At 63.8% G+C, this 24267-nt stretch carries 21 protein-coding genes; 12 read left to right on the top strand and 9 right to left on the bottom strand.

What is annotated here, in order from left to right; genetic code table 11:
• A partial coding sequence (locus HB375_RS15595; protein ID WP_167673940.1) for a M10 family metallopeptidase C-terminal domain-containing protein occupies window positions 1-406 on the top strand: 406 nt, incomplete at its 5' end.
• 68 nt (window positions 407-474) lie between these two features.
• Here the strand turns inward: HB375_RS15595 and HB375_RS15600 are convergent.
• The 5 genes from HB375_RS15600 to ileS all read right to left on the bottom strand — a co-directional run bounded on the left by HB375_RS15600 (window position 475) and on the right by ileS (window position 7637).
• The gene (locus HB375_RS15600) at window positions 475-1758 is read right to left on the bottom strand and encodes a M16 family metallopeptidase (protein ID WP_425515190.1); all 1284 of its coding nucleotides are present in this window, start codon (window positions 1756-1758) and stop codon (window positions 475-477) included.
• A 20-nt stretch (window positions 1759-1778) separates the two neighbouring features.
• Entirely contained in the window at window positions 1779-3110 is a 1332-nt protein-coding gene (locus tag HB375_RS15605; RefSeq protein ID WP_167673942.1) for a M16 family metallopeptidase, read from the bottom strand.
• Window positions 3111-3339: 229 nt separating this feature from the next.
• A complete protein-coding gene (locus tag HB375_RS15610) occupies window positions 3340-3984 on the bottom strand; it encodes a hypothetical protein (protein ID WP_167673943.1) in 645 nt (214 codons plus the stop codon).
• A gap of 84 nt (window positions 3985-4068) precedes the next feature.
• Complete coding sequence (gene lspA / locus HB375_RS15615) at window positions 4069-4536, bottom strand: signal peptidase II (protein ID WP_343232429.1); 468 nt, start codon at window positions 4534-4536, stop codon at window positions 4069-4071.
• Window positions 4537-4688: 152 nt separating this feature from the next.
• Window positions 4689-7637, bottom strand: coding sequence for an isoleucine--tRNA ligase (gene ileS, locus HB375_RS15620; protein ID WP_167673945.1), 2949 nt, complete (start codon window positions 7635-7637; stop codon window positions 4689-4691).
• Window positions 7638-7935: 298 nt separating this feature from the next.
• On the opposite strand from ileS, the gene msrB reads away from it, so the two are divergent.
• The gene (gene msrB / locus HB375_RS15625) at window positions 7936-8439 is read left to right on the top strand and encodes a peptide-methionine (R)-S-oxide reductase MsrB (protein ID WP_167673946.1); all 504 of its coding nucleotides are present in this window, start codon (window positions 7936-7938) and stop codon (window positions 8437-8439) included.
• A gap of 3 nt (window positions 8440-8442) precedes the next feature.
• Here msrB and HB375_RS15630 read toward each other — a convergent pair whose 3' ends face one another.
• The 3 genes from HB375_RS15630 to HB375_RS15640 all read right to left on the bottom strand — a co-directional run bounded on the left by HB375_RS15630 (window position 8443) and on the right by HB375_RS15640 (window position 11823).
• Window positions 8443-9399, bottom strand: a complete 957-nt coding sequence (locus HB375_RS15630; protein ID WP_246728540.1) for a bifunctional riboflavin kinase/FAD synthetase — start codon at window positions 9397-9399, stop codon at window positions 8443-8445.
• A gap of 97 nt (window positions 9400-9496) precedes the next feature.
• Window positions 9497-10378: a TIGR01459 family HAD-type hydrolase gene (locus HB375_RS15635; RefSeq protein WP_167673948.1), complete on the bottom strand. Its 882-nt coding sequence runs from the start codon at window positions 10376-10378 to the stop codon at window positions 9497-9499.
• Between the two features lie 134 nt (window positions 10379-10512).
• Window positions 10513-11823, bottom strand: coding sequence for an EAL domain-containing protein (locus tag HB375_RS15640; RefSeq protein ID WP_167673949.1), 1311 nt, complete (start codon window positions 11821-11823; stop codon window positions 10513-10515).
• 244 nt (window positions 11824-12067) lie between these two features.
• Between HB375_RS15640 and aptA the strand changes: the two genes are divergently transcribed.
• The 7 genes from aptA to HB375_RS15675 all read left to right on the top strand — a co-directional run bounded on the left by aptA (window position 12068) and on the right by HB375_RS15675 (window position 18916).
• On the top strand, window positions 12068-13417 hold the full coding sequence (gene aptA / locus HB375_RS15645; RefSeq protein WP_167673950.1) for an omega-aminotransferase AptA: 1350 nt from the start codon (window positions 12068-12070) through the stop codon (window positions 13415-13417).
• Window positions 13418-13610: 193 nt separating this feature from the next.
• Entirely contained in the window at window positions 13611-15155 is a 1545-nt protein-coding gene (gene hisS, locus HB375_RS15650) for a histidine--tRNA ligase (protein WP_167673951.1), read from the top strand.
• 53 nt (window positions 15156-15208) lie between these two features.
• A complete protein-coding gene (locus tag HB375_RS15655) occupies window positions 15209-15553 on the top strand; it encodes a hypothetical protein (protein ID WP_167673952.1) in 345 nt (114 codons plus the stop codon).
• Between the two features lie 75 nt (window positions 15554-15628).
• Window positions 15629-16120, top strand: coding sequence for a hypothetical protein (locus HB375_RS15660; protein ID WP_167673953.1), 492 nt, complete (start codon window positions 15629-15631; stop codon window positions 16118-16120).
• Between the two features lie 127 nt (window positions 16121-16247).
• Entirely contained in the window at window positions 16248-17339 is a 1092-nt protein-coding gene (locus HB375_RS15665; protein ID WP_167673954.1) for an ATP phosphoribosyltransferase regulatory subunit, read from the top strand.
• Complete coding sequence (gene hisG, locus HB375_RS15670; RefSeq protein ID WP_167673955.1) at window positions 17339-18313, top strand: ATP phosphoribosyltransferase; 975 nt, start codon at window positions 17339-17341, stop codon at window positions 18311-18313. The genes HB375_RS15665 and hisG overlap by 1 nt, the downstream gene beginning before the upstream one ends.
• A gap of 126 nt (window positions 18314-18439) precedes the next feature.
• Window positions 18440-18916: an META domain-containing protein gene (locus HB375_RS15675; RefSeq protein WP_167673956.1), complete on the top strand. Its 477-nt coding sequence runs from the start codon at window positions 18440-18442 to the stop codon at window positions 18914-18916.
• Window positions 18917-19079: 163 nt separating this feature from the next.
• Here the strand turns inward: HB375_RS15675 and HB375_RS15680 are convergent, their stop codons facing one another.
• Window positions 19080-21173, bottom strand: a complete 2094-nt coding sequence (locus HB375_RS15680; protein WP_167673957.1) for an ABC transporter ATP-binding protein/permease — start codon at window positions 21171-21173, stop codon at window positions 19080-19082.
• A 364-nt stretch (window positions 21174-21537) separates the two neighbouring features.
• Between HB375_RS15680 and HB375_RS15685 the strand changes: the two genes are divergently transcribed.
• From HB375_RS15685 to HB375_RS15695, 3 genes are read left to right on the top strand one after another with little or no spacing between them, the layout of a single operon-like run.
• Window positions 21538-22632: a methionine ABC transporter ATP-binding protein gene (locus HB375_RS15685; RefSeq protein ID WP_167673958.1), complete on the top strand. Its 1095-nt coding sequence runs from the start codon at window positions 21538-21540 to the stop codon at window positions 22630-22632.
• On the top strand, window positions 22622-23287 hold the full coding sequence (locus HB375_RS15690) for a methionine ABC transporter permease (RefSeq protein ID WP_167673959.1): 666 nt from the start codon (window positions 22622-22624) through the stop codon (window positions 23285-23287). Before HB375_RS15685 ends, HB375_RS15690 begins: the two co-directional genes overlap by 11 nt.
• 35 nt (window positions 23288-23322) lie before the next feature.
• A complete protein-coding gene (locus HB375_RS15695; protein ID WP_167673960.1) occupies window positions 23323-24108 on the top strand; it encodes a MetQ/NlpA family ABC transporter substrate-binding protein in 786 nt (261 codons plus the stop codon).
• The last annotated feature ends 159 nt before the right edge of the window (window positions 24109-24267 follow it).

A 24267-nucleotide genomic window follows, 5' to 3' on the forward strand; every position in this document is an offset into this window, starting at 1 on the left:
CATTCTGACCGGCGATGCTTTCGCCAACAGGATCTATGGCGGATTGGGCAAGGACACGCTGAGCGGCGGCGCCGGCCGGGATGTGTTCGTGTTCAACACCAAACTGAACGCGAAGACGAATGTCGACAAGATCACCGATTTCAACGTGAAGGACGACACGATCTGGCTCGACAACGCCATCTTCAGAAAGCTCGGCAAAGGCTCGCTGGACAAACCCGGCAAGCTCAACAAGGCGTTCTTCGCCATCGGCGACAAGGCCAAGGACGGCAACGACTACCTCATCTACAACAAGAAGACCGGCGAGCTCTTCTATGATGCCGATGGCAACGGGGCCGGACAGGCCGTGAAATTCGCACAGGTGCAGAAGAACTTGGCCTTAACCGCCGCCGACTTTCTTATCATCTGAGCGTGTCGATTTCCGAGAAGGGAGCCTCAACGGCTCCCTTTTCATTTTCAGGCCCGTTGGAGCAGGTCCTACAACCCCGTCGGACGTCCGGCGATGACCGTCAGCATTTTGCCTTCGCCTAGAATGCGCTCGGCGGCGGTGCGGATGTCGGCTTGGGTGACCGCGCCGACGAGCCCGTTGCGGTGGCCGATATAGTCGATGCCGAGGCCCTCGAAGGCGATCTGGACCAGGGTGTGCGCGATCTTCGTCGAGGTGTCGAAGCCGAGCGCGTAGGAGCCGATGAGGTAATCCTTCGCCTTCCGCAACTCCTCGTCGCTCGGGCCGTCCTCGCGCAGGCGGGCCATCTCGTCCGAGATCACTTTCAGCGCTTCGCCGACGCGCTCGTTCTTCGTCGCTGTGTAGCCCCAGGTCATCGACGCGGCGCGATAGCTGACGAGCGACGTGCCGACGCTGTAGGCAAGGCCGCGCTTCTCGCGCACTTCCTGGAACAGGCGCGAGGTGAACGCGCCGCCGCCGAGGATGTGATTGAGAATGTAAGCCGGAATGAAGCCAGGATCGCGCCAGGCGATGCCGGGCGTGCCGAAGCGGATCACCGATTGCGGCACATCGAGGTCGACGACGAACTGCGAGCCGAGCTTGCCGAGCGCCACCGGCTCGATGGCGGTAAGCGGCGTCGCCTCGGGCAGCACGCCGAAAGTTTTGTCGATGAGCGCGGAGAGACGTTCCGTGCTGATGGCGCCGACGACCGCGACCTTGATGCGGCCGCGCGTGATGAGGGCGCGGTGCATCGCCAAAAGATCGTCGCGCGTGATCGCGGAAACGCTCTCGATGGTGCCCGAGGTAGAGCGGCCATAGGGATGGCCGGCAAAGCCCTCCTCGAAGAAGCGGCGCGTCGCCATGACGCCCGGATCGTTCTGCTGATAGCGCAGGCCCGCGATGGTCTGCGCGCGCACGCGCTCGATGGCATCCTGATCGAAGCGCGGCTCGGCCAGTGCGAGACGCAACAGTTCGAAGGCCTCGTCCGCGTGCTTGACGAGCGTTTTCAGCGAACCGCCGACGGCGTCGTTGCCCGCGTTGAAAGAAAGCTCGATGGCGCGCGCGGCGAGATGCTCCTGAAACGCATCGGAATTGAGTTCGCCCGCACCTTCATCGAGCAGGCGCGCCAGCATCTGCGCGACGCCGGGCTTGTCCGCAGGATCGTGAGCGGAGCCGCCTTCGAACGTGAAGGCGACGGCGATCAGCGGCACCACATCGGATTCGACGTGCCACGCCTCGACGCCGCTGTGAGGGCTAAGCGTCTTCACCGTGGTGGGGGAAGCGGAATGGGTTGCGAGGGTCGCGGTCATGGTCATTTCGGTTCTCACATGCGCGCTCACGACGCGGACTTTTTCAGATAGCCGGTCACGGAACGACGCAGAATGAGGTAGCGCTCCGCAATGGAGGCGAGATCGTCCTTCAGCACGGCCTCGATCTCGCTCGGCCAGCGCTGTATGTCCTCGAGGGTTTCGCCGATGGCGAGCGCCGAGCCGTAGATGCGCGCCAGCGCCGACTGACTGTCGTGGGAATAGATCGTCTCGGCGACGAGGCGGGTCTTGGCGCGCTCGATGGCTTCAAGATCAAGAGCGTCAGTAGCAATCGCCGCCAACACCTCGTCCATGGCCTGCTCCAGCGTCTCCAGCGAAACGCCCTCGGCGGGCACCGCATAAACGCAAAAGCGCGTCTCCTCCATGGCGGAAGACATATACCAAGCGCCCGCATTCACAGCGAGGCCGCGCTCCAGAACGAGCTTGCGGTAGAGATAGGATGTCGGACCGCCGCCGATCACCTCGGCTAGCAATTCGAGCGCGTAGCAGTCCCGGTCCTTCGCGCTGCAGCAGGACGGCACGAGATAAAGCCGCTGCAGGGTCGGCTGCTCGACCTTGGGATCAGCCACCGTGATATGACGCGCAGCAACCGGCTCCGGATCGCGCGGGCGGAAACGCACCGGGCGTGCACCGCGTGCCGGAATGCGGCCATAGATTTCTTCAGCGAGAACGCGCACCTCGTCGGAGGTCACATCGCCAGCGACGACGAGAATAGCATTCTCGGGCGTGTAGAACCGGCGGTAATAGTCAAGCGCGTGCTCGCGGTTAAGCGTTTCGATCTCATGCATCCAACCGATGATCGGAATGCCATAAGGATGATGCACGAACAGCGCCGCTGCCATCGCTTCCGAGAGCTGCGAAGACGGGTCCGTCTCGACACGCATGCGGCGCTCTTCCAGCACCACGTCGCGCTCAGGCGCAATAACGTCTTCGTCGAGCAGGAGGTTCGTCATGCGGTCGGCTTCGAACTCCATCATGGTCTTGAGGTGTTCGCGCGCGACGCGCTGAAAGTAAGCGGTGTAGTCGAACGAGGTGAAAGCGTTTTCCTGGCCGCCGAGGCCGGAGACGACCTTGGAGAATTCGCCGGCCGGATGCTTGGCGGTGCCCTTGAACATCAGATGCTCAAGAAAGTGCGCAATGCCCGACTGCCCGATCGGATCATCCGCCGAACCGTTGCGGTACCAGATCATGTGCGTGACGACGGGCACCCGGTGATCGGGGATCACGACGACGTCGAGGCCGTTGTCGAGAGTGAAGCTCGACACGTCCGGGCCGCTGCCTTCGGTCCGCCCCAGGGGAGCAGCGTCGACACGGAGGAAAGGCTTGGTGGTTGCATCCATCTTTTTAACCTTGGCGGAAACTAATCAACCCGTAGGATTTCGGTTACGGGAATAACTCAATCCGGCTCATGTGCAAGCGGAGCAATGAAAGTTCCGGGTGCGACAAGATTTTCATGCAGAGCTCGACAGACAGCTTAGCCTTCTAAGCTTGGCTTTTCTTGGCCCCAGAAAGCACTTCAGGCGAGACGGCCTGGCCGTTCGCCTGAAGGTGAAGAGATTTTGACTTGGCTTAGTAGCGCTGTTGCTGCTGCCGGATGAAGTTGATCGGACTATCCGGATCACCAACCGGCTGCGGGTCCACCGAAGCCTTGATCGGCGCGCCGCCCTGGGCCTTCAGCATTGTGCCCGGCGGATCGCTGAGATAGCGCCGCTCCAGGCCGCCATTGGCGAGCTTCACGTCGTCGCTCGGCTTGAACGCGCGCAACTCGTCGGGGCTCATGAGGCTCTTGTCGCCACGGCCGCCGAGGGCAGAGGGATGCTGCGTGTAGTTGTCCGGGTTGCGTCCGGCGCGCATCTCCTCAATAGAGAGGCGCTTGCCTTCGCTGTTCTTATAATATTCCGAGCTAGTCCAGGGCGTCTTGGCCTCGGCGGCGGCCTTGCGGGCGGCTGTCACGTCCGGGTCCTTCGGCCAATTGGAGTTGCGGGCTTCCGCTCCGCCACCGGGGGCGGGCTGGCGCAACTCCATCTTGGGCGGGAGGACCAGCGGCGCGCGCTCGTTATAGACGATCGGCGGCTTCTCCTTGGGAATGATGCCAATGCTGCCAAGCAGGCTTTTGACAGCCTCGCCCTCCTGCGCCATCGCACCGGAAGAGGCGACGAGAAGCGCCAGAGCGCCCGCGCGACCAACGACCTTCAATCCCTTCATGGCACTCACCGTTAGGTTCCCCATATCGTTCCCGAACGCCTGACCGCCCATTCGGGCGAACATAAGGCAGTAGGGAACTCCCCTCGCCTGATCTTATCGAGACCGGCGCTTTTCCAACAGAAAGGAGTCATAAAGCAATCCCACCACCCCCGCAACGATGGCCGCGTCGGCCACATTGAAGACGTACCAGGACCACGACCCAAAGTAGATCTGGATAAAGTCGAACACCGCGCCATAGGCCAAACGGTCGACGACGTTTCCGACCGCTCCGCCAGCAATGAGGCCGAGCGAAATCGCCAGAACCCGGCCCGTCGTCCGCCGGATCCAGACCCCGAGGCCGATGGCAGCGATGATCGAGACCACGATCAACACCCAGCGCCCGATTTCCGTGCTCTGCTGGAACAAACCGTAGGAAACACCGCGATTCCAGACCACGATCAGGTTGATGAACGGCCCGAAAGGCACCGGCTCACGCACGGGCAGGTCATAGATGAAAAGCCCGTAGATCTTCGTCACCTGGTCGAGCACGAGGGTGATGAAGGCCGCCGTGAAGCCGAGAATAGCCGCAAAGGAGAGGTCTCCCTTCTTCGCGCGGCGCTTCTTCCCCCCGCCTTTCGACGGCGAGGGGCTTTTCACGGCGCGCGGACGCGGCGGGGCGAATTGTTCGAGCCCGTCGGCGGGCGGCAACGAAGGATCGGGATTTTCGGTCGTGCTCATTCGGCGGCCGTCCTCAGGCGGTCCCATTCACGTAAAGCAGCAGCATCGCGCGGGGTCACATCCGGATAATCGGGGTCGGAGCCCACATCCTGCGAAACCTTCCAGGAGCGCGCGCATTTGCGCCCTTCCGCTAGAGCCGGCACGACGGCCACGCCCTTCACCTCATCGAGCCGGAAGGCGTCTGCCGGACCTTCGCCCGCCACAACCTTGATGCCCGAGGTGATGCAGATTTCGGCGAGATCGAGCCCCTGCACCGCCTGGAGAAGATCCGCATCCGCGATATGCACAACGGGAGCGGCCTCGAGGCTCGCGCCGATGCGCTTTTGTGCGCGCTCGATCTCGAGAGCGCCCGTCACCACGCGGCGCACGCGGCGGATCTTCGCCCAGCGCTCGGCCAACGCATCGTTGCGCCACTCAGCCGGCACCTGCGGGAAGGTTTCGACGTGCACGGACTCGGCGTTGGGATAACGCGCGAGCCACGACTCCTCCGCAGTAAAGGCGAGGATCGGCGCGATCCACGTCGCCACGCAGCGGAACGTCTGGTCGATGACGGTGAGCGCGCTCTTGCGGATCTTGCTCGACAACGGGTCGCAATAGAGCGTGTCCTTGCGAACGTCGAAATAGAACGCCGACAGGTCCGTCGTCATGAACGAGTTGAGCAGCGCGATCACGCGCTTGTAGTCGAAGGTGCGATAGGCCTCGCGCATCTCGCCGTCGAGCTCGACGAGACGATGCAGCACGAAGCGCTCCAGCTCCGGCATCTCCGTAAACGCGACCTTGTCGGTTTCATGGAAATGCGCGAGCGAGCCCAGCATCCAGCGGATCGTGTTGCGCAGCTTGCGATAGGTTTCCGCCGTCGTCTTGATGATTTCAGGGCCGATGCGCTGATCGTCCCAATAATCCACCGAGGCCGTCCAGAGGCGCAGGATGTCCGCGCCGTATTCCTTGATGATGGCCTGCGGCGCGACGGTGTTGCCGAGCGACTTCGACATCTTACGGCCTTGCTCGTCGAGCGTGAAGCCGTGCGTCACGACGATGTCGTAAGGCGCGCGTCCGCGCGTGCCGCAGCTTTCAAGCAGCGACGAGTGGAACCAGCCGCGATGCTGGTCCGAACCTTCGAGATACATGACCTGATCCGGTCCGCCATCGACCTTGCGCTTGACCTTCAGATCGTCGCGCTTTTCGAGGGCGAAGGCATGCGTGCAGCCGGAGTCGAACCACACGTCCAGAATGTCGTCGACCTTCTCGAAATCGGCGACATTGTAGCCGCCCGCTTTCAGGAAGCGCGCGCCGTCATCGGCATACCACGCATCCGCGCCTTCCTTCTCGAAAGCATCGGCGATGGCCTTGTTGACGGCCTCGTCCTTGAGAATCTCGTTGGTGCCCTTCTTCACGAAGACCGCGATCGGCACGCCCCAGGCGCGCTGACGCGACACGACCCAATCGGGTCGATTCTCGATCATGCCGTTGATGCGGTTTTCGCCGGATGCCGGCACCCATTCCACGGTCTTGATGCCATGCAGCGCGCGCTGGCGCAGCGTGTCGCCCTTGTTGTCCAGCGGCTTGTCCATCGCAATGAACCATTGCGGCGTGTTGCGGAACAACAGCGGCGCCTTGGAGCGCCAGGAATGCGGATATTGGTGCTTGAGACGCCCGCGCGCGATCAGCGCGCCGGCTTCGACGAGCTTCTTCAGCACCGCTTCGTTCGCGCCGCCATCCTTGCCCTTGTCGTCATAGACGCGCTCGCCCGCGAAGAGCGGGATATTGGGGAAGTAGGAGGAATCCGGCGACACGGTGTGCGGCACTTGCTTAAGGCCGCAAGCCTCGAACACCGCCTTGTGCTTGATATAGGTATTGTAGTCGTCCGCGCCGTGGCCAGGCGCGGTGTGCACGAAGCCCGTGCCCGCATCATCCGTGACGTAATCGGCCGGCAGCATCGGGACCTGGAAATCCCAATAACCGTTCGCGCCCTCAAGACCGCGGAACGGATGCGCGCAGCGCTCGATCATGACAGGCAGCACGTCCTTCACGCGCTCATAGCCCGTCACGCGCGACGCCGCGAAAACATCAGCCGCGAGCTTGTCGGCCAGCACGAAACGGTCGCCGACTTTCGCCCAATTGTCGGACGCCGCTTCAGTAACCTTGTAAAGGCCATAAGCGATGTCCGAACCAAACGCGATGGCGCGGTTGGCAGGGATCGTCCAGGGAGTCGTCGTCCAGATGACGACGGACGCGCCTTCGAGATCACCGTCGAGCGTGTTGGTGATGGGGAACTTCACCCAGATCGTGGTCGAGGTCTTTTCGTGATACTCGACCTCGGCTTCCGCGAGCGCGGTCTTTTCGACCGACGACCACATCACCGGCTTCGAACCGCGATAGAGCTGGTCGCTCGTCGCGAACTTCATGATCTCGCGGGCGATCTGCGCTTCCGCATCGAAGGACATGGTCTGGTAGGGATTGGCCCAATCGCCCTCGACGCCGAGGCGCTTGAACTCCTCGCGCTGCACGTTGATCCACTTTTCGGCGAACGCGCGGCACTCGCGGCGGAACTCGACGACGTTCACGTCGTCCTTGTTCTTGCCCTTGGCGCGATATTCTTCCTCGATCTTCCACTCGATCGGCAGACCGTGGCAATCCCAGCCGGGCACGTAGTTGGAGTCGAAGCCCAACATGCCCTGAGAGCGCACCACCATGTCCTTCAGGGTTTTGTTGAGCGCGTGGCCGATATGGATGTTGCCGTTGGCATAGGGAGGGCCATCGTGCAGCACGAAGCGCGGGCGGCCCTTCTGGACCTCGCGCAGGCGCTCGTAGAGCTTGTTCTCGTTCCAGCGCTTCAGCAGATCCGGCTCGCGCTGCGGCAGGCCTGCTCGCATGGGGAACTCGGTCTGCGGCAGAAACAGCGTTTCGGAATAGTCGCGCGCGGGGGCGTCGGTCTTATCGGTCATAGCGGTCAATCGGTCTTGATGAGGATGGCCCGCATCAACGGGCGCTCCAGGCATTCGTGAAGAGGCGAAACGGCTCAGATCCCGGCCCTTCGCGCATCAGGCGAAGGCCGGGCCTATAATTCGCGAAGCACGGCCGGGGACCGCGCGGGAAGCCTGAAAAGCCACGGACATGGCATGCCTTTTAGCAGCGCCTCGCGGGATAATAAAGCGTAGCGATTCCGGCTGCGGGTCATTAATTTAGGAAAGAACGAATGCGACCCGACCGCGTTTCCCGCTCTCTCGCAAAGGAATGGAACGAATGGCCCCAACCACGGCTCAGGCTGCCCACCGCTCGAAATCCGGCTTCGACCTGACCCCGCCGAGCGGGGAGCAGTTCGACAGGCTGGTGGCGGACCTCGACGACGAAGAGCGCCGCATCATCCTCGATCACGGCACGGAGCGGGCCTTCTGCGGCGTCTTCAACGCGGCGAAGGAGGCCGGCATCTATGTCTGCCGCCTGTGCGGCCTGCCCTTCTTCCGCTCCGGCGCCAAGTTCGAGTCCGGCACCGGCTGGCCAAGCTTCTTCGACCCTGTCGACCGGGAGCATATCGCCTTCATCCGCGACTTCAGCTACGGCATGATCCGCACGGAAATCCGCTGCGCCCGCTGCGACGGCCATCTTGGCCACGTGTTCAACGACGGCCCGCCGCCCACCGGCGAACGCTATTGCATGAACTCCGCCTCGATGCGCTTTGTGGCCGAGGGCCTGCCCCTGCCCGACCTGCTCGGCCGGGGGGCGCCGGAGGGGAAGCCGTCCGCGTAGGCGCTACTCGCCGATCATCGACACGGTCTTGTCGTCAGTGAGCAACCGCTTCGCTTCAGCCGAGTCCTTGTCCATCTGCGCGATCAGCGCCTCGACGCTGTCGAATTTCTCCTCGCCGCGAATGAAGCCGACGAATTCCACATCGAGCATCTGGCCATAGAGATCGCCCGAGAAATCGAACAGGAAGGTCTCGAAAAGCGGCGCGCCGTTGTCGAAGGTCGGGCGGCGGCCGAAGCTCGCGACGCCCTCGACGAGGCGGCCGCCCACATTCGCCCGCACCGCATAGATGCCGTGCATGAGACGGCAATCGTTGGCTAAGCGCATATTGGCCGTGGGATAGCCGAGATCCCGCCCGCGCTTGTCGCCGTGGCGGACCTCCCCATGGACGAACCAGCGATAGCCGAGAAGCCGGTTGGCTTCCGTGATGTCGCCGCGCTCCAACGCGGCGCGGATGGCGCTGGAGGAAATCGGCTCCTCATCCTCCGTCACGGCCGGAGCGATGAGGCATTCAAGGCCGCGCTCCTTGCATAATTCCAGCATCCGTGCCGGGTTACCCTCGCGGCCTTTGCCGAAATGGAAGTCGTGGCCGATCACCACCCCGGCGATCTTGAACTCCCGCGCCAGAAGATCGACGAACTGTTCGGCGGTCAGGGAGGCGAGCCTCTGATCGAACCGCTGCAGGAAGACGCCCGCAAGCCCGAGGCGCGAGAGGATCTTGAGTTTCACCGGCTCCGGCGTGATGCGGAAGACCGGGCGGTCCGGCTGGAAAAAGGTGCGGGGATGCGGCTCGAAGGTGATGACGACACCGCGATTTTCCGCCGCGATCGCCATGTTGATGAGATAGCGGTGGCCGCGATGAACCCCGTCGAAATTGCCGATGGCGGCAATGGCGTCCCTCATACTCTCCGGCGCGGGATCGCCCTCGCGGCAGACCACGAAGGGAGGAGGCGGCGGAGGCATTTCGATTTCAGAGGACATCGGATCCAGACGGGCTTTTTAAGCGGCGCGAGCCTGTCGAAAGACGATCTCGGGGTCAAGCATCGAGGGGCGTGATGGTTCACGCCGCCCAGGACAGCACGTCCGTGATGGCCTGCGGCTTCACCGGCTGGCGAGAGACCCAGTCCTGCACGTGCTGCGACACCAGCGGACCGTGATGGACTTTCAGCTCTTCCGCATGGATTCCGCGCGCGATGAGGAGAGAGTCGATGCCGAAACCCGCCGCGCCCGCGATGTCCGTGCGAATGGCGTCGCCGATGGCGAGCACCCGGTCCTTAGCGATGGGGCGCCCGTTGAGGGAGGCTGCCACCGCGATGGCCCGATCATAGATCGGCGCATGGGGCTTGCCGGCATAATAGACGTCGCCGCCCATCTCCTCGTAAGCCACGCCCAGTGCGCCTGCGCAGGGCACGATGACGTTGCCGCGCTCTACGATGAGATCCGGGTTGGCGCAAACCATCCAAAGCTTGCGCTCAAGCATCGCCTCGAGGCGGGGGCGATAGGTTTCAACCGTCTCCAGTTCGTCGTTCTCGAAACCCGAGCACACCACGTATTCGGCTTCCGCGATGGAGCCGAAGCGGATGTCGAGCCCGGCATAGATCGGCATGTCGCGGGCGGGGCCGATATGGTGCACCAAGTTGTGGACCCGCTCCTCGATGGCGAGCCGCGTCAGGTCGCCGGAAGTGACGATGGCGTCGTAAGCGGTGCGGGGAACGCCGAAACCGTCGAGCTGCGTGCCGACCGCCGCACCCGGGCGCGGCGCGTTGGAGACGAGGACGACGCGCCCTCCTCCCTCGCGAAAGCGCGTCAGCGCCTCGCTTGCCGTCTCATAGGCCTTGACGCCGTTGTGCAGCACGCCCCAGACGTCGCACAGGACGAGATCGTAGCGATCCGCCAGCGGCTGCAGGCCATCGACAAGGGCGGGGCGAAGAGAGGCGGTCATCAAAGTCTCGCGGTTTTTAAAGCAGCAGACGGAGCGTCTTCCTCAAGAAATAGGAACCGGCGTTTCGGGCCGAAATGCTGCGAAACAGGGCCGTTCGCTCCAAGCGGCAGGGCTAGGCCCTCGCCCTGTTTAAGTCAACCGGCGCGGCGCAGAGCAGGCTTGCCGTCGGTCGCCTCTTTCGCGCCCAACACCTCGGACCGGACGGCACGAGGGGCGGCAAACACGAAGCCCTGCGCGAGCGGAACGCCGAGATCGACCAGGACCGGCACCGTCTCCTCCCGCTCGACGCGCTCGGCCACGAGCCTGATGCCTTCGCGGCGCAGGATGGTGGCAAGATCGCGCACGCTCCACTCGGAGGCGGAAGCCCCTTCCCTCTCGGCTGCGGTGATCATCAGATCGGCGGGAAGCTTCATGAAGCGCACGCCGAGATCGGCAAGGGCACGGGCGTCGAAAGCAAGATCCTCGGCCCGGTCGAGAGAAAGCGGCACGCCCCGGTCCCGCAGGACGGCGAGCGCGTCTTTCCGGCCCGTATCGAGATCGCGCCAGGCGCTTTGCGGGAGTTCCAGAACGATCTTGCCCAAAACCTCGGGCGACGCATCCAGAAGCCTGACGACGGAGGCAAGGAAGCCCGGCTGCTTCACCGAAAACGGCGACAGGTTGACGCCGACGATGGCCTCGCTGCCGCGCGCCAGCAGGTGCTTGGCAACTGCGACGGCGCGCGCGAGAACCTTCCGGTCGAATTCCGGCATGCGGCCCAAACGCTCCAGAACGGGCAGGAACTCGGCAGGCGTCAGAAGCGTGTCGTCGGACAGCCGCAGCCGCGCGAGCGCCTCGTAGAAGCGGACCCGGCGCTGCGGCAGCGCGACGACCGGCTGGAGGTGAAGTTCGATCCCGCCCGCCTCGAAAGCCTGGGTGACGAGCCGCATCCGCTTGATCTCGTCCTCGGCTTCCTTACGCGGCAGAAGCGAGGGCTCGGGCTGCGCCTTCTCTGGCACAGCGACCGGGACGGGACGCGCTTCCGGCACAATCTTGAGCGCCGGCTTCTCGCTCTCGGCAGGCTGGGCGGAGGACGTGAGGGTGCTTCTTAGATCGGCCACGTCGCGGTTCTGCGCGGCGACATTGCGGGCGAGTTCGCGCACCACGCCGCCGAGGAGACCGACCGTGCCCGTGACCTCGGCCATAGTGGTGCGGATGGCAGGGCTCGCGCCCGTGCCGGGGCTGCGCATCTCCTGCTCCAGCCGGATCAGCCGCTTGGCGAGAAATCGCAAATCCGAGGCGGCGCGCTCGGCGGTCTTGGCGGCCTCGTGGGCCCGAAGCCAGGCAAAAGCCACGCCGGACAGCGCCGCGACATGCAGAAGCGCGACTGCCATCCAGACAAGATCGACTTCCATCACCACGACAGCAATGACAACGGCCGCAGCCGCAACCAGGGAGAGAACGCCCAAGGCCCCTCCGCGGCTATCCAAGAGCTGCAATCCCTTTGCCATGTGCACCCTGGGGGCCCCCGCTCCCGTGGTCACGCCTTTGAAGGGCGAATCAGTGTGAAATGATGTTGTCCAAGCGGAACCTGAACCGCAAGCGTTACTACGTTGCAAGCGATAAATTTGCCGCTTTCACCCTGCAAAAGCCCTTCCATGGCGAGTCGTCCCGCTGCTAGGCTGCTCGCTGCAAATCATGTTCGAGGATTCCATGACCGCTCAATCATCCCGGGCCGCCAACGACCTTTCCGCACCGAACGATCTTGAGGCCTGGTGGCTTCCGTTCACGGCGAACCGCTCCTTCAAGCAGCGCCCGCGCATGATCGCCCGCGCCAAGGACATGCACTACTTCACCCCGGACGGACGGGCCGTGATCGACGGCGCGGCGGGTCTGTGGTGCTGCAACGCGGGCCACAACCGCGACCGGATCACCGCCGCGATCCAGAACCAGGCGGCGGAGCTCGACTACTCGCCCGCCTTCCAGTTCGGCCACGCGGCGGGCTTCGCCACCGCGTCGCGCATCGCGCAGCTCGCGCCGGGCGATTTGAACCACGTCTTCTTCTGCAATTCGGGCTCGGAGGCGGTCGACACCGCGCTCAAGATCGCCCTCGCCTACTGGAACGTTTCGGGCCAGGGCAGCCGCACGCGCCTGATCGGCCGCGAGCGCGGCTATCACGGCGTCGGCTTCGGCGGCATCTCGGTCGGCGGCATCGTCAAGAACCGGCAGTTCTTCGGCTCGCTCCTCGCGGGCGTCGACCACCTGCCGCACACCTATAACCGCGCCGAGCAGGCCTTTTCGCGCGGCGAGCCGGAATGGGGCGCGCATCTCGCGGACGATCTGGAACGCATCGTCGCGCTGCATGACGCCTCGACCATCGCCGCCGTCATCGTCGAGCCGATGGCAGGCTCCACCGGCGTGCTGCCGCCGCCGAAGGGCTATCTCCAGCGCCTCCGTCAGATCTGCGACAAATACGGCATCCTGCTGATTTTCGACGAAGTGATTTCCGGCTTCGGCCGTCTCGGCACCGCCTTCGCGGCGGAGCGCTATGGCGTGATCCCCGACATGATCACCTTCGCCAAGGGCGTGAATTCCGGCACCGTGCCCATGGGCGGCGTGCTGGTGCGCCAGGGCATCTACGATGCCTTCATGAAGGGGCCGGAAAACATGATCGAGCTCTTTCACGGCTACACCTATTCCGGCCATCCGCTCGCCTGCGCGGCGGCTCTGGCGGCGCTGGACATCTACCGCGACGAGAAGCTGTTTGAGCGCGCCAAGGCGCTGGAGCCGGTCTGGGCCGATGCGATCCACTCGCTCAAAGGCCTGCCGAACGTCCTCGACATCCGCACCATCGGCCTCGTCGGTGCCATCGATCTCGCTTCACGCCCCAACGCCGTGGGCGCGCGGGCCTTCGAGGCCATGGACCGTGGCTTCAACGAATACGACCTGATGATGCGCATCACCGGCGACACCATCGCTCTCTCCCCGCCGCTCATCATCACCGAGAACCAGATCGGCGAGATCGTCGACAAGGTGGGCAAGGTCATCAAGGCGGTGGCCTAAAACCTCAAAACCCCTCGCTGTCATGGCCGGGCTTGTCCCGGCCATCTCGACCCGTGGAGCGCGACGCATCGAGATCACCGGCACAAGGCCGGTGATGACATGGGTGAGAGGCATCGCGGCCGCAACAACCCTTGCCCCTCCCAGCCTCACGGGGTAGGACGCGCTACGTTTTCTCTTCAAAGACCGGCACCCCATGTCCAAAGCCGACAAACTGAAGGCTCGCGCGCCGCGCGGCTTCGCCGACCGTGGCCCCGCGGAACTCGCGGCAACCGAGCGGATGCTCGCGGCCATCCGCGAATCTTACGAACTCTATGGCTTCGAGGGGGTCGAGACGCCCTTCGTCGAGTACACCGACGCGCTCGGCAAGTTTTTGCCGGATCAGGACCGCCCAAACGAGGGCGTGTTCTCCTTCCAGGACGATGACGAGCAGTGGCTGTCGCTGCGCTACGACCTGACCGCGCCGCTCGCGCGCTATGTGGCCGAGAACTTCGACGCCCTGCCGAAACCCTATCGCAGCTACCGCGCGGGCTGGGTTTTCCGCAATGAGAAGCCGGGGCCGGGCCGTTTCCGCCAGTTCATGCAGTTCGACGCCGACACGGTGGGTGCTGCCTCCGTCGCGGCGGATGCCGAAATCTGCATGATGGCCGCCGACACGCTGGAAAAGGTTGGCATCAAGCGCGGCGACTATGTCATCAAGGTCAACAACCGCAAGGTTCTGGATGGCGTTATGGAGCACATCGGTCTTGGCGGCGACGATAAAGCAGGCCAACGGCTCACTGTGCTGCGTGCCATCGACAAGCTCGACCGTCTAGGGCTGGACGGCGTGAGCCACCTTCTCGGCGCAGGCCGCAAGGACGAGAGCGGCGACTTCACCAAGGGCGCGGGACTCAACGATGCGCAGATCCTCTCGCTCATGCAGTACGTGAATTGGCAGTCAATTCGACTGCAACCTGCAGCTAGCGACCCGTCAAAGATGGAAGTGGTTCCAGATCACATTTCGCCGAACATGCAAGTCGTGGAGGCACTACGAAGCGCGTTTGCAGGGAACCAGACCTTAGATGACGGTCTCGAAGAGCTGGAAACGATTGCCACCCTCATCGATGCAGCTGGCTACTCAGATCGGGTTCGTATCGACCCCTCCGTGGTGCGTGGCCTCGAATACTATACCGGCCCGGTCTATGAGGCCGAGCTGACCTTTACAGTGACCGACGAGGACGGACGCCCCGTGCGCTTCGGCTCGGTGGGCGGCGGCGGGCGTTATGACGGGCTGGTGGGGCGTTTCCGCTCCGAGCCCGTTCCGGCCACTGGCTTCTCGATTGGCGTGTCGCGCCTGTTCTCGGCGCTGCGCATGGTTAAAAGCCCCATCGTCTCTGGGGCGGAGCAGCCGGGTCCGGTCGTGGTTCTGGTCATGGACAAGGACCAAATCGCCGCCTACCAGCGCATGGTTTCGACCCTGCGCCAGGCCGGCATCCGCGCGGAACTCTATCTCGGCTCGTCCGGCATGAAGGCGCAGATGAAATATGCCGACAGGCGGCAGAGCCCCTGCGTCGTTATTCAGGGCTCGAACGAGCGCGAGCGCGGCGAGGTCGAGATCAAGGACCTCATCGAGGGCGCAAAAGCCGCTGCCGCCATCGCCTCCAACGAGGAATGGAAAGCCGCCCGCCCGGCGCAGTTCTCGGTCTCTGAGAGCAAGCTCGTCGAGGCTGTGCGCGAGGTTCTATCTCGGCATTTCGCTTGACGTAACACCCTGTCCCAATAAGTTTAAGCTTCCATTGGGATAGGGGGCTTCCCGTGCGGACGGCTTTGGGCGTCTGGACTCTGGCATGGCTTGCGCTTGGATCGTCAGGCGCGTCTGCCGCTTCCCCCGCCTTTCCGCATTACACCATCAAGGACTGGTGCGCCTTCGCAGCGACCCTGAACCGGCAGGAATCCAAGGCGATCCTGCAGGGCTGCCTCTCGCAGGAGCAGAAGTCCTACGAGCTGGTGAAGGCCCGGTGGAACACGCTGCCCGCCGAGATCCTCCGCCGCTGCATTCCCGCCTCGCAACAAAACCGAAACGGCTCCTATTTCGTGCTGCGTATGTGCATCTGGGGCGAGCTTCCCGAGGCGAGAAAGCACGAACTCGTCGGCGGTTGAGCCCGAGAAACTTAGCCGGAACTCTTAAGCTTGCCTCGGCGTTTTCTTTGGGCATGCGAGCACGGAGAGACCGCCATGGCGAAAGCCAAAGCAGCCAAAGCGAAGAAAAGCCCCGGCAAGGCCGCCAAGCCGGCCAAGGCCCCTGAAAAGGCGAAAAAGCTGCCGAAGGGCCTGCGCAAGTTCGCGCCGCTCAAGACCCTCATGAGTTCGGAGCTGGGGCGCGAGATTTTGGCGGAAGCCCTGGTCGCGGCAGCAGCCGCGGCAGCCGCAGCCCTCACCAAAAAACGCCCAGCCACAAAAATCGCCTCCGCCATTTCGGAAGCGACGCCGAAGGTCGTCGAGGCCGCCAAGCAGACGGTTCAGACAGCCGCAGACGCGGTCGCCGGCGTCGTCACGGAAGCGGCGCACACCTACCTTCCGACAGCCGTGATGGGCGAGCGAGAGCCGAAGCCGGAGGGCACGAAGACCGCCGGAAAGCCGGCTTACGCGCATCTCGCGAGCGATCTTAACAAGGTTAAGAAATCACCGCGCAAAGCGCCGAAGCCCGAGCGGCCCGCGAAGCACTGACAGGCTCCCATGGCCGCGCCCTGCTCCGGATGCGGCCCTCCCCTGTTCACCCTGCCCGCCGAAAACGGTCGCCTTCCCTGTCGAGCATTGCTAGAGAGCATGCGGACAAGGAACTTGGACGACGCCAGTGACGGAGACGGAAGCCATCATCGCGCTGATCGCGCTCTTCGAGCGCGAGGGCTATGCGCGCGTCGAACCGGCTGTGCTGCAGCCAGCGGACATGTTCATCGATTTGTCGGGTGAGGATATCCGGCGGCGCATGTTCGTGACGCAGGACGCCTCGGGAACAGAGCTGTGCCTCAGGCCCGAATACACCATCCCCGTCTGTCTCGGCCATCTCACCCATCACGGCGCGCAACCGGCCGGCTATTCCTATGGCGGCCCGGTCTTCCGCATGCGCCCGGGCGAAAGCGGCGAATTCCTCCAGGCCGGCCTTGAATCCATCGGCCGGGCAGACGCCTCCGCCGCCGATGCCGAGATTTTGGGGCTTGCCCTCGAAGGGCTGGAACAGCTCGGGCGAACCTCCTGCCGCGTCAAGCTCGGCGATATGGGGCTGCTCCACGCGCTCATCGACGCGCTCGGCGTCGCGCCCGCCGCCAAGCGCCGGGTCATCCGCGCCATCGTCTCAGGCCAGGGGCTCGCGAGCCTCGCCGACACCGAGGGCCAGAGTGAGGAACACGCAGGCCTTCTCGCCGCCATCGAGGGCCAAGCGCCTCAAGCCGCCAAGGCCTTCGTGGAGGATATTTTGTCCATCGCCGGCATCGCCCGCGTGGGCGGGCGGACTGCAGGCGAAATCGCCGAGCGCTTCCTTGCCCGGGCATCGAACCGCACGGGCCTGTCGGATGACGCCCGGAACGTGCTGGAGCGCTACCTCGCCATCGCAGGCGATCCGGATCAGGCGATCCAGGCGGTGAAAAATCTCGCGAAGGATGCCGGGCTCGATCTCGGCACGGCGATCAGCGCCTTCGAGGAACGGACTGGCTTCATGGCGGCGCGTGGGCTCGATGTGAGCGCCTTTGCCTTCGCCGCGACCTTCGCGCGCAATCTCGACTACTATACCGGTTTCATCTTCGAGGTGCTGGACCCGGCCCGCGGCGACGGCAAGCCGGTCGTCGGCGGCGGACGTTATGACCGCCTGCTGGAACACCTCGGAGCGGCAGCGCCGATCCCGGCAGTCGGCTGCTCTTTCTGGCTCGAACGCATCGTGGGGAGGCCCTGATGAGCGATTCTCCCCTGATCCTGGCGGTGCCCTCCAAGGGCCGCCTGCAGGAAAACGCGGCGGCGTTCTTCGCGCGCGCCGGTCTCGTCTTCAATCAGTCGCGCGGCGCGCTCGATTATCGCGGCACGCTGAGCGGCGTGCCTGACGTCGAGGTGGCCTTCATTTCCGCCTCCGAGATCGTCAGCCACTTGGCGAGCGGCGCGGCCCATCTCGGCATTACCGGCGAGGACCTGATCCGCGAGCAGATCGCTGATGCGGACGAGGCCGTGGAACTGCTCACGCCCCTCGGCTTCGGCTATGCCAACGTGATCGTTGCGGTGCCGCAGGCCTGGATCGACGTGCGCACCATGGCCGACCTCGACGAGGTCGCCGCCGACATGCGCGCCCGCCACGGCCGCAAGCTGCGTGTCGCTACGAAATACGTGAACCTGACCCGCCGTTTCTTTGCGGAGCGGGGCATAGCCGATTACCGCATCGTGGAAAGTTTGGGAGCTACCGAAGGCGCGCCGGGCGCGGGCTCGGCGGAAATCGTGGTCGACATCACCACCACCGGCGCGACCCTGAAGGCCAATGCGCTCAAAATCATCGACGACGGGATGATCCTCCGCTCGGAGGCCAATCTCGTCGCATCCGCCCGCGCACCCTGGAACGACCGCGCGCGCCGGGCCGCCACCACCGTCCTGACCCGTATCGCGGCGGAGGAAGAAGCCCGCACGAGCCGCGAGGTGCGCGCCGCGCTCGATCTCTCCCGCGTGTCGGGCCTCTCGGCCCTTGTCCAGCAATTCGGTGCGACCTTGCCTTACGGCCAGCCGGCAGGCGGAGAAGTGGTGCTGCATTGCAAAGCCTCGACGGTGTTCGAGATCGTGGCCGGGCTGCAGGCCATCGGAGCGCAGGACATCACCGTGCGGGCCTTCGACTACCTGTTCCGTCCGACGAACGCCCTGACCGAGCGGCTGCTGCGCCGGATCGGTTGAAAACAGTCCCAGGCGGCTTTGCCGATGGTAGCCGTATGTGCAAATAATCAAAGGACGCGCGGGAGACGTTGCCTCCGCGCGTCAGGCCCCTTATGGTCCCGGCGTTTTTCTGTTCACGAGGTTCTGATGTACGCGCTTCGCCTTGCGGCGCTCCTGGCCGCCCTCGCCACGGTATCGGCAGCCCATGCCCAGACCCAGACTCCCATTGGCCGCCCCGCCGGCCCGGCCCGTCAGGTCGATACCAAGGTTCCTCAGCCCGGTGAGAAGGACAAGATCTTTCCGCTTGGCTCGTCCTGGGTCGCCGTGAGCCTCAACGGCAAGCCCTTCGGGGGCGACCGCCCGAGCTTCGCGCTCGACGACCAATTGCGCGCCCGCGGCTTCGGCGGCTGCAACAACTACTCGGCCACCGCCTATCCCCTGCGCGAACAGGGCCTCGCGGTCGGCCCCTTCGCGCTGACCAAGAAGTCCTGCGACAAGACTATCATGGCGACCGAGCAAGCCTTCCTCGTGGCGCTTCGCACCTCGGCGAAGTGGGACATTCTGGGCTCGACGCTCATCGTCCGCACCCAGAACGGCGAGCTGCGGTTCGAGCGGGCGCTCTAGGAATTCCGAACGAGCGATTTCGAATGGCCGGCCTCGCGCCGGCCATTTTCGTTTTGGAGTCCTCGCGTTGTCGTGGCCGGGCTTGTCCCGGCCATCTCGATGAAATCGCCTCACGTATCGGGGTGACCGGGACAAGCCCGGTGACGACAACGGGAAAGAGCGCCTACTCCGCCGGTTCCGGCTGGCGCCGCTCGACGGGTGCGAAAAGCCCGTCTTCGGTCTTCACCATGTCGATGCGCCGGTTGTGGAAGGCGGACAGCGTCGAGCGGTGGCCGATGGAGACGACGGTGGTTTCGGGCAGCTTCTCGCGGATGACGGCGTAGATCTCAGCCTCCGTCGGCTCGTCGAGGGCAGCGGTGGCCTCGTCCAGGAAAAGCCAATCAGGCTTGGCGAGGAGCGCCCGGGCGATGGCGAGGCGTTGCTGCTCGCCGAGCGAGAGCGTCTGCGCCCAGGCACGCTCCTCGTCGAGACGATCCACGAGAGCCGGCAACCTCGCGGCGCGCAGCGCCTCCTTAATGGCGGCATCGCCGTAAGCCACATGCGTGCCGGGATAAGTCACCGCCGCGCGTAAAGCTCCCATCGGAATGTAGGGCCGCTGCGGCAGCAGCATCATCGACTGGCCTTTCGGCACGAGGATCTGGCCCGTACCAAATGGCCAGATGCCAGAGATGGCGCGGAAGAGCGTCGACTTGCCCGAGCCCGACGGTCCCGTGAGCAACGTCGTCTCCCCCTGGCGGAAGGACACGCCATCGGCCGTCATCAACACGCGGCCATCGGGGAGCGCAACCTGAAGGCCTTCGACATTGAGATCGCCGTTGTGCGAGGGCGCGAGCGTGACGCGGCCCTTCTCACCCTGGTGACGCACCGCTTCGATAGCGGCCTCGAAAGTGGTCAGACGGTCAACGCCCGCCTTGTAATTGGCGATAGTGGAGTAAGACGTGATGAAGAAGTCCAGCGCGCCCTGCACGCTCGAGAACGCGCCGACCGTCTGCTGCATCTGGCCAAGGGTCACCTTGCCAATGAAGAAGTAAGGCGCGGTCAGGATGTAGGGCACGACCACGTTGGCCTGGAAGTAAGCCGACTGGAATACTTGCAGACGCATAACGCGGCGAACGATCTGCATGAAGTTGCGCACGATCATTCCAAAGCGTCCGTTCAGTGCCTGCTGCTCCGCCGTCTCACCGCCGAGCAGCGCAACCTGTTCGGTGTATTCGCGCAGACGCGCAAGGGAGAAGCGGTAATCCGCTTCCACGCGCTCCTGCTGGAAATAGAGGCGGATCAGCGGACGCCCGATGGCATGTGTCAGCCACGTTCCGAGAACGGCATAGGCGATACAGACCCAGACCAGCAGACCGGGAACCGGAATGTCCGTGCCGGGCAGCGTGAATCCAGCCGAGAGCGACCACAGGATCGCGATGAAGGACACGAGTGTCGCAGATTGGTTCAGCAGGCCGATGGAGAGCGTGTAGGTCTGGTCGATATAGCTCTTCAAATCGTCCGCGATACGCTGATCGGGGTTGTCCGCCGCGTGGCCGACAAGCTGCATGCGATAATGCGTGCCTTCGCTCAACCACTCGTGCACGTAGAGCCGGTTGAGAAAGCCGCGCCAGCGGATGCGAAGCACGTATTGCGATACGATCTCGACCAGTGCCGTCGTGATGAAGACAGAAGCGAGCGGCACGAAGACCCAGAACAGCTGATACCAGAACGCTCCCGCATCCTTCTCCTGAAGGGCGTTGAACATGTCGCGCCCGAAGAAGTTCAGCCGGACGTTCAGCGCGACCTGACCCAGATTGATGAGGAGTAGGAAAGCGAGTAGCGCTGTGCCGATGGCCCCTTCCGATGCGCGAATGCGGCCAATCAACGGCACATGGATTTCACTCAACGCCCTGGAGGTGAAATAGCGATCCGCGATGCGCGTGATCGTGCGGATGACCGGGACGCGCGACACGCCGAAGATGATGAAGGCGAAGATCGTCGCGCCAATGGGCATGGAGGCCGGCGGCACATAATCCGCGAAGGATTCCGATACGAGGCCGAACGCCCGCAGGAGGCTTAAGGCCACCAGAAGGCCTTCGACACCCGCCAGGACGCCGATGAAGATCTGGAGAAACTTCGCCATCGACCGGGCGAGGAAGAGCGCCACACTTAAGCCTAGCACTGCCACCGGCAACAGGATCGAGATGTCCGTTCCGCCCCATTGCAGGGCGAGTAGCGCAAGACCGGCTGCTGCTGTGGCTATGCTGGCCTGAATCATATGGTTGGTCCCCCAAACCCTCTGAAGCAAAAACGAATTATGACTTGTCTAAAGCATGATCCGACGGAGGGGAATCAGACTGCCCCTTCGGATCGGCTCAAATGTGAGCGAGCGTCCCGCGCCCCTTGTTGCGGCGGGCCGTGCATGCCCGATCAACCGCCCTCGTGGCAAAAAAATGGTGAAAGTCCCGATTTTCCGGGGCTGTGACGACACGTACCAGGGCATCGTGGCACCCGGCAGATCGTTCCTCAGAACATACTTTCCGATTTAAAGAACGAAAAAGTTGACATAGAGAACAAGATAGCGCATCTCTTCGCATCCGCACAATGAGACCGGTCCCCAAGGAAAACCACGAACGGAACCCATGAACGCCTCTCTCGGATATCTCGGCGATCAGCCGGTGCGACGCTTGGTCCCGGTGGAACCCATCGTGCGCCTGGAGAAAGTCTCGAAGATTTTTGCGGGCCGCGACGGCTCGCCCGTCACGGCGCTGGGCGAGATCGACCTCTCGGTCCAGCAAGGCTCGATCCTCGGCATCATCGGTCGTTCGGGCGCGGGCAAGTCGACCCTGATCCGCCTCGTCAACGGCCTCGAAAAGCCGAGCTCAGGCCGCGTCATTGTCGACGGCGCGGACATCGCGGCGCTGCCGGAAAAGTCGCTGCGCCACGCCCGGCGCTCCATCGGCATGATTTTTCAGCATTTCAACCTGCTCTCCTCGCGCACGGCGGCGCAAAACATCGCCCTACCGCTCGAGGTTGCGGGCTACGACAAGGCGGCGATCAAAACGCGCGTCGATGAGCTTCTGGCGCTCGTCGGCCTCTCCGACAAGCGCAACCGTTACCCTTCCGAACTTTCCGGCGGCCAGAAACAGCGCGTCGGCATCGCGCGCGCACTCGCCACGAAGCCGAAGGTGCTGCTGTCCGACGAAGCAACCTCCGCACTCGATCCCGAAACCACGCGCTCTATTCTCGACCTCCTCGCGCGCATCAATGCTGAGCTTGGCCTGACCATCGTGCTGATCACGCACGAAATGGCGGTGATCCGCTCGATCGCGCGCGAGGTCGCGGTGATCGAAGGCGGACGCATCGTCGAACAGGGTGACGTGTTCGATGTTTTCACGCGCCCGCAGCATGAAGTGACACGCTCTTTCCTCGCGGATGAAGCCGGCCGTGCGCTGCCGCCTTACGTGGCGAGCCGCCTGCAAGCGGAACCGGTCGCAGGCGGTCAGGCGGTAATCCGCATCGGCTTTCGCGGACCGCATGCGACCGATCCTGTTCTGGCGCGGCTCGCGCGCGACCTTTCCATCGAGGCCAACATTCTCGCGGGCTCCGTGGACGAGATTGCGGGCCGCCCCTGCGGCACGATCGTCATCGGCGTGCCGGTCGCTTCGCTCACCGCCACTCTCAATTTCCTGACGCAATACGGACTCGACACGGAGGTGCTCGGCCATGTCGCCTGAGATGATCCGCCTCATCGCCGCCTCGACCGGCGAAACGCTCTACATGGTTGCGGTGTCGGCGCTGCTCGGCACCCTCTTCGGCCTGCCGCTCGGTGTGTTTCTTGCCACCAGCGGCAAGGGTGAGCTTTACGCCGCGCCGTGGGTCAACCGCGTGCTCGGTGCGGTGGTCAACGCCGCGCGTTCCACGCCTTTCATCATCCTCGTCGTCGCGATCATTCCTTTCACGCGCCTGATCGCGGGAACGTCCATCGGCACCAATGCGGCCATCGTACCGCTCACCGTCGCCGCAACGCCCTTCATCGCACGTCTCATCGAGAGCGCGATCCGCGAAGTGGATCAGGGCCTCATCGAAGCGGCGCGCGCCTTCGGCGCGACACCTTTGCAAATCGTGCTGAAGGTCCTGATCCCCGAAGCGCTACCCGGCATCGCGCTCGGTCTGACGCTCGCGGTCGTTTCGCTCATCGGCTACTCGGCAATGGTCGGCGCGGTCGGCGGCGGGGGCCTGGGCGATCTCGGCATCCGCTACGGCTATCAGCGCTTCATGCCTGACATGATGATCGCGGTGGTCGTCGTTCTCATCGTGCTGGTCCAGCTCGTGCAGAGCATCGGCGACAGGCTTGCGCGGCGTCTCAACAAGCGCATCCGTCACGCTTGATCCATCTTTTCTATCCTCATCCAAGGATCCTTCCGATGTCTCTCAAGAAACTGGGCCTTGCCGCCCTCCTCGCCCTTGCGGCGTTGCCCGCCGCTGCGCAAACGCAGACCATTCGCATCGGCGTCACGCCCGGTCCGCATGCGCAGATCCTGGAAGCGGTGAAGCCCATCGCCGCGCAGAAGGGCCTCGACATCAAGATCGTCGAATTCTCCGACTACGTCGTGCCGAATGCGGCACTGGCCTCCGGCGAACTAGAAGCGAATTCGTTCCAGCATCAGCCCTATCTCGACAACCAGAAGACCGACCGCGGCTACAAGATCGAGACCGTCGCCACGACCGTGAATTTCCCCATTGGCGTCTACTCGAAGAAGCACAAGGCTTTCGACGCACTGCCGAATGGCGCGACAGTCGCGATCCCGAACGATCCGACCAATGGCGGCCGCGCGCTGCTGCTGTTGCAGGACAAGGGCCTGTTGAAGCTGAAGGACGGCGTCGGCTTCAAGCCGACCATTCTCGACATTACCGAAAACGCGAAGAAGCTGAAATTCGTCGAGATCGACGCAGCACAAGCTCCGCGCGTCCTTGATGACGTTGATGCGGCCGTCATCAACACCAACTACGCGACGCAGGCTGGTCTCGACCCAGTGAAGGATGCGCTGACCCGCGAGAACCCGAAGGGTCCTTATGTCAACATCATCGCCGTGCGCGCCGAGGACAAGGACAAACCGTGGGTGAAGACCCTCGTCGAATCCTACCACACGCCCGAAGTGAAGAAGTTCGTCGAAGAGAAATTCAAGGGCGCGGTGCTGACGAGCTGGTAAGGCTCTCCACTAGCGTGATCCTGCTGACGGGCCGGTCCTCATGAGGGGCCGGCCGTTTTTCATTAAAGCCGGCTCGCGACAATTAAACGTAACCGTAAAACATTGATAGAAAGAGGTACCCCAGATAATCTTCCTGCCACGTCCATTGTCGCGAATGCT

The organism is Microvirga terricola (assembly GCF_011777495.1).
In the GTDB taxonomy this organism is placed as follows: Bacteria; Pseudomonadota; Alphaproteobacteria; order Rhizobiales; family Beijerinckiaceae; genus Microvirga; species Microvirga terricola.

What these genes read in the sequence shown, in the direction of transcription:
- HB375_RS15600 (WP_425515190.1), bottom strand. Translation starts at nt 1,758, where the DNA reads ATGACCATGACCGCGACCCTCGCAACCCATTCCGCTTCCCCCACCACG.
- HB375_RS15605 (WP_167673942.1), bottom strand. Translation starts at nt 3,110, where the DNA reads ATGGATGCAACCACCAAGCCTTTCCTCCGTGTCGACGCTGCTCCCCTG.
- ileS (WP_167673945.1), bottom strand. Translation starts at nt 7,637, where the DNA reads ATGACCGATAAGACCGACGCCCCCGCGCGCGACTATTCCGAAACGCTG.
- msrB (WP_167673946.1), top strand. Translation starts at nt 7,936, where the DNA reads ATGGCCCCAACCACGGCTCAGGCTGCCCACCGCTCGAAATCCGGCTTC.
- HB375_RS15630 (WP_246728540.1), bottom strand. Translation starts at nt 9,399, where the DNA reads ATGCCTCCGCCGCCTCCTCCCTTCGTGGTCTGCCGCGAGGGCGATCCC.
- HB375_RS15635 (WP_167673948.1), bottom strand. Translation starts at nt 10,378, where the DNA reads ATGACCGCCTCTCTTCGCCCCGCCCTTGTCGATGGCCTGCAGCCGCTG.
- aptA (WP_167673950.1), top strand. Translation starts at nt 12,068, where the DNA reads ATGACCGCTCAATCATCCCGGGCCGCCAACGACCTTTCCGCACCGAAC.
- hisS (WP_167673951.1), top strand. Translation starts at nt 13,611, where the DNA reads ATGTCCAAAGCCGACAAACTGAAGGCTCGCGCGCCGCGCGGCTTCGCC.
- HB375_RS15660 (WP_167673953.1), top strand. Translation starts at nt 15,629, where the DNA reads ATGGCGAAAGCCAAAGCAGCCAAAGCGAAGAAAAGCCCCGGCAAGGCC.
- hisG (WP_167673955.1), top strand. Translation starts at nt 17,339, where the DNA reads ATGAGCGATTCTCCCCTGATCCTGGCGGTGCCCTCCAAGGGCCGCCTG.
- HB375_RS15675 (WP_167673956.1), top strand. Translation starts at nt 18,440, where the DNA reads ATGTACGCGCTTCGCCTTGCGGCGCTCCTGGCCGCCCTCGCCACGGTA.
- HB375_RS15680 (WP_167673957.1), bottom strand. Translation starts at nt 21,173, where the DNA reads ATGATTCAGGCCAGCATAGCCACAGCAGCAGCCGGTCTTGCGCTACTC.
- HB375_RS15685 (WP_167673958.1), top strand. Translation starts at nt 21,538, where the DNA reads ATGAACGCCTCTCTCGGATATCTCGGCGATCAGCCGGTGCGACGCTTG.
- HB375_RS15690 (WP_167673959.1), top strand. Translation starts at nt 22,622, where the DNA reads ATGTCGCCTGAGATGATCCGCCTCATCGCCGCCTCGACCGGCGAAACG.
- HB375_RS15695 (WP_167673960.1), top strand. Translation starts at nt 23,323, where the DNA reads ATGTCTCTCAAGAAACTGGGCCTTGCCGCCCTCCTCGCCCTTGCGGCG.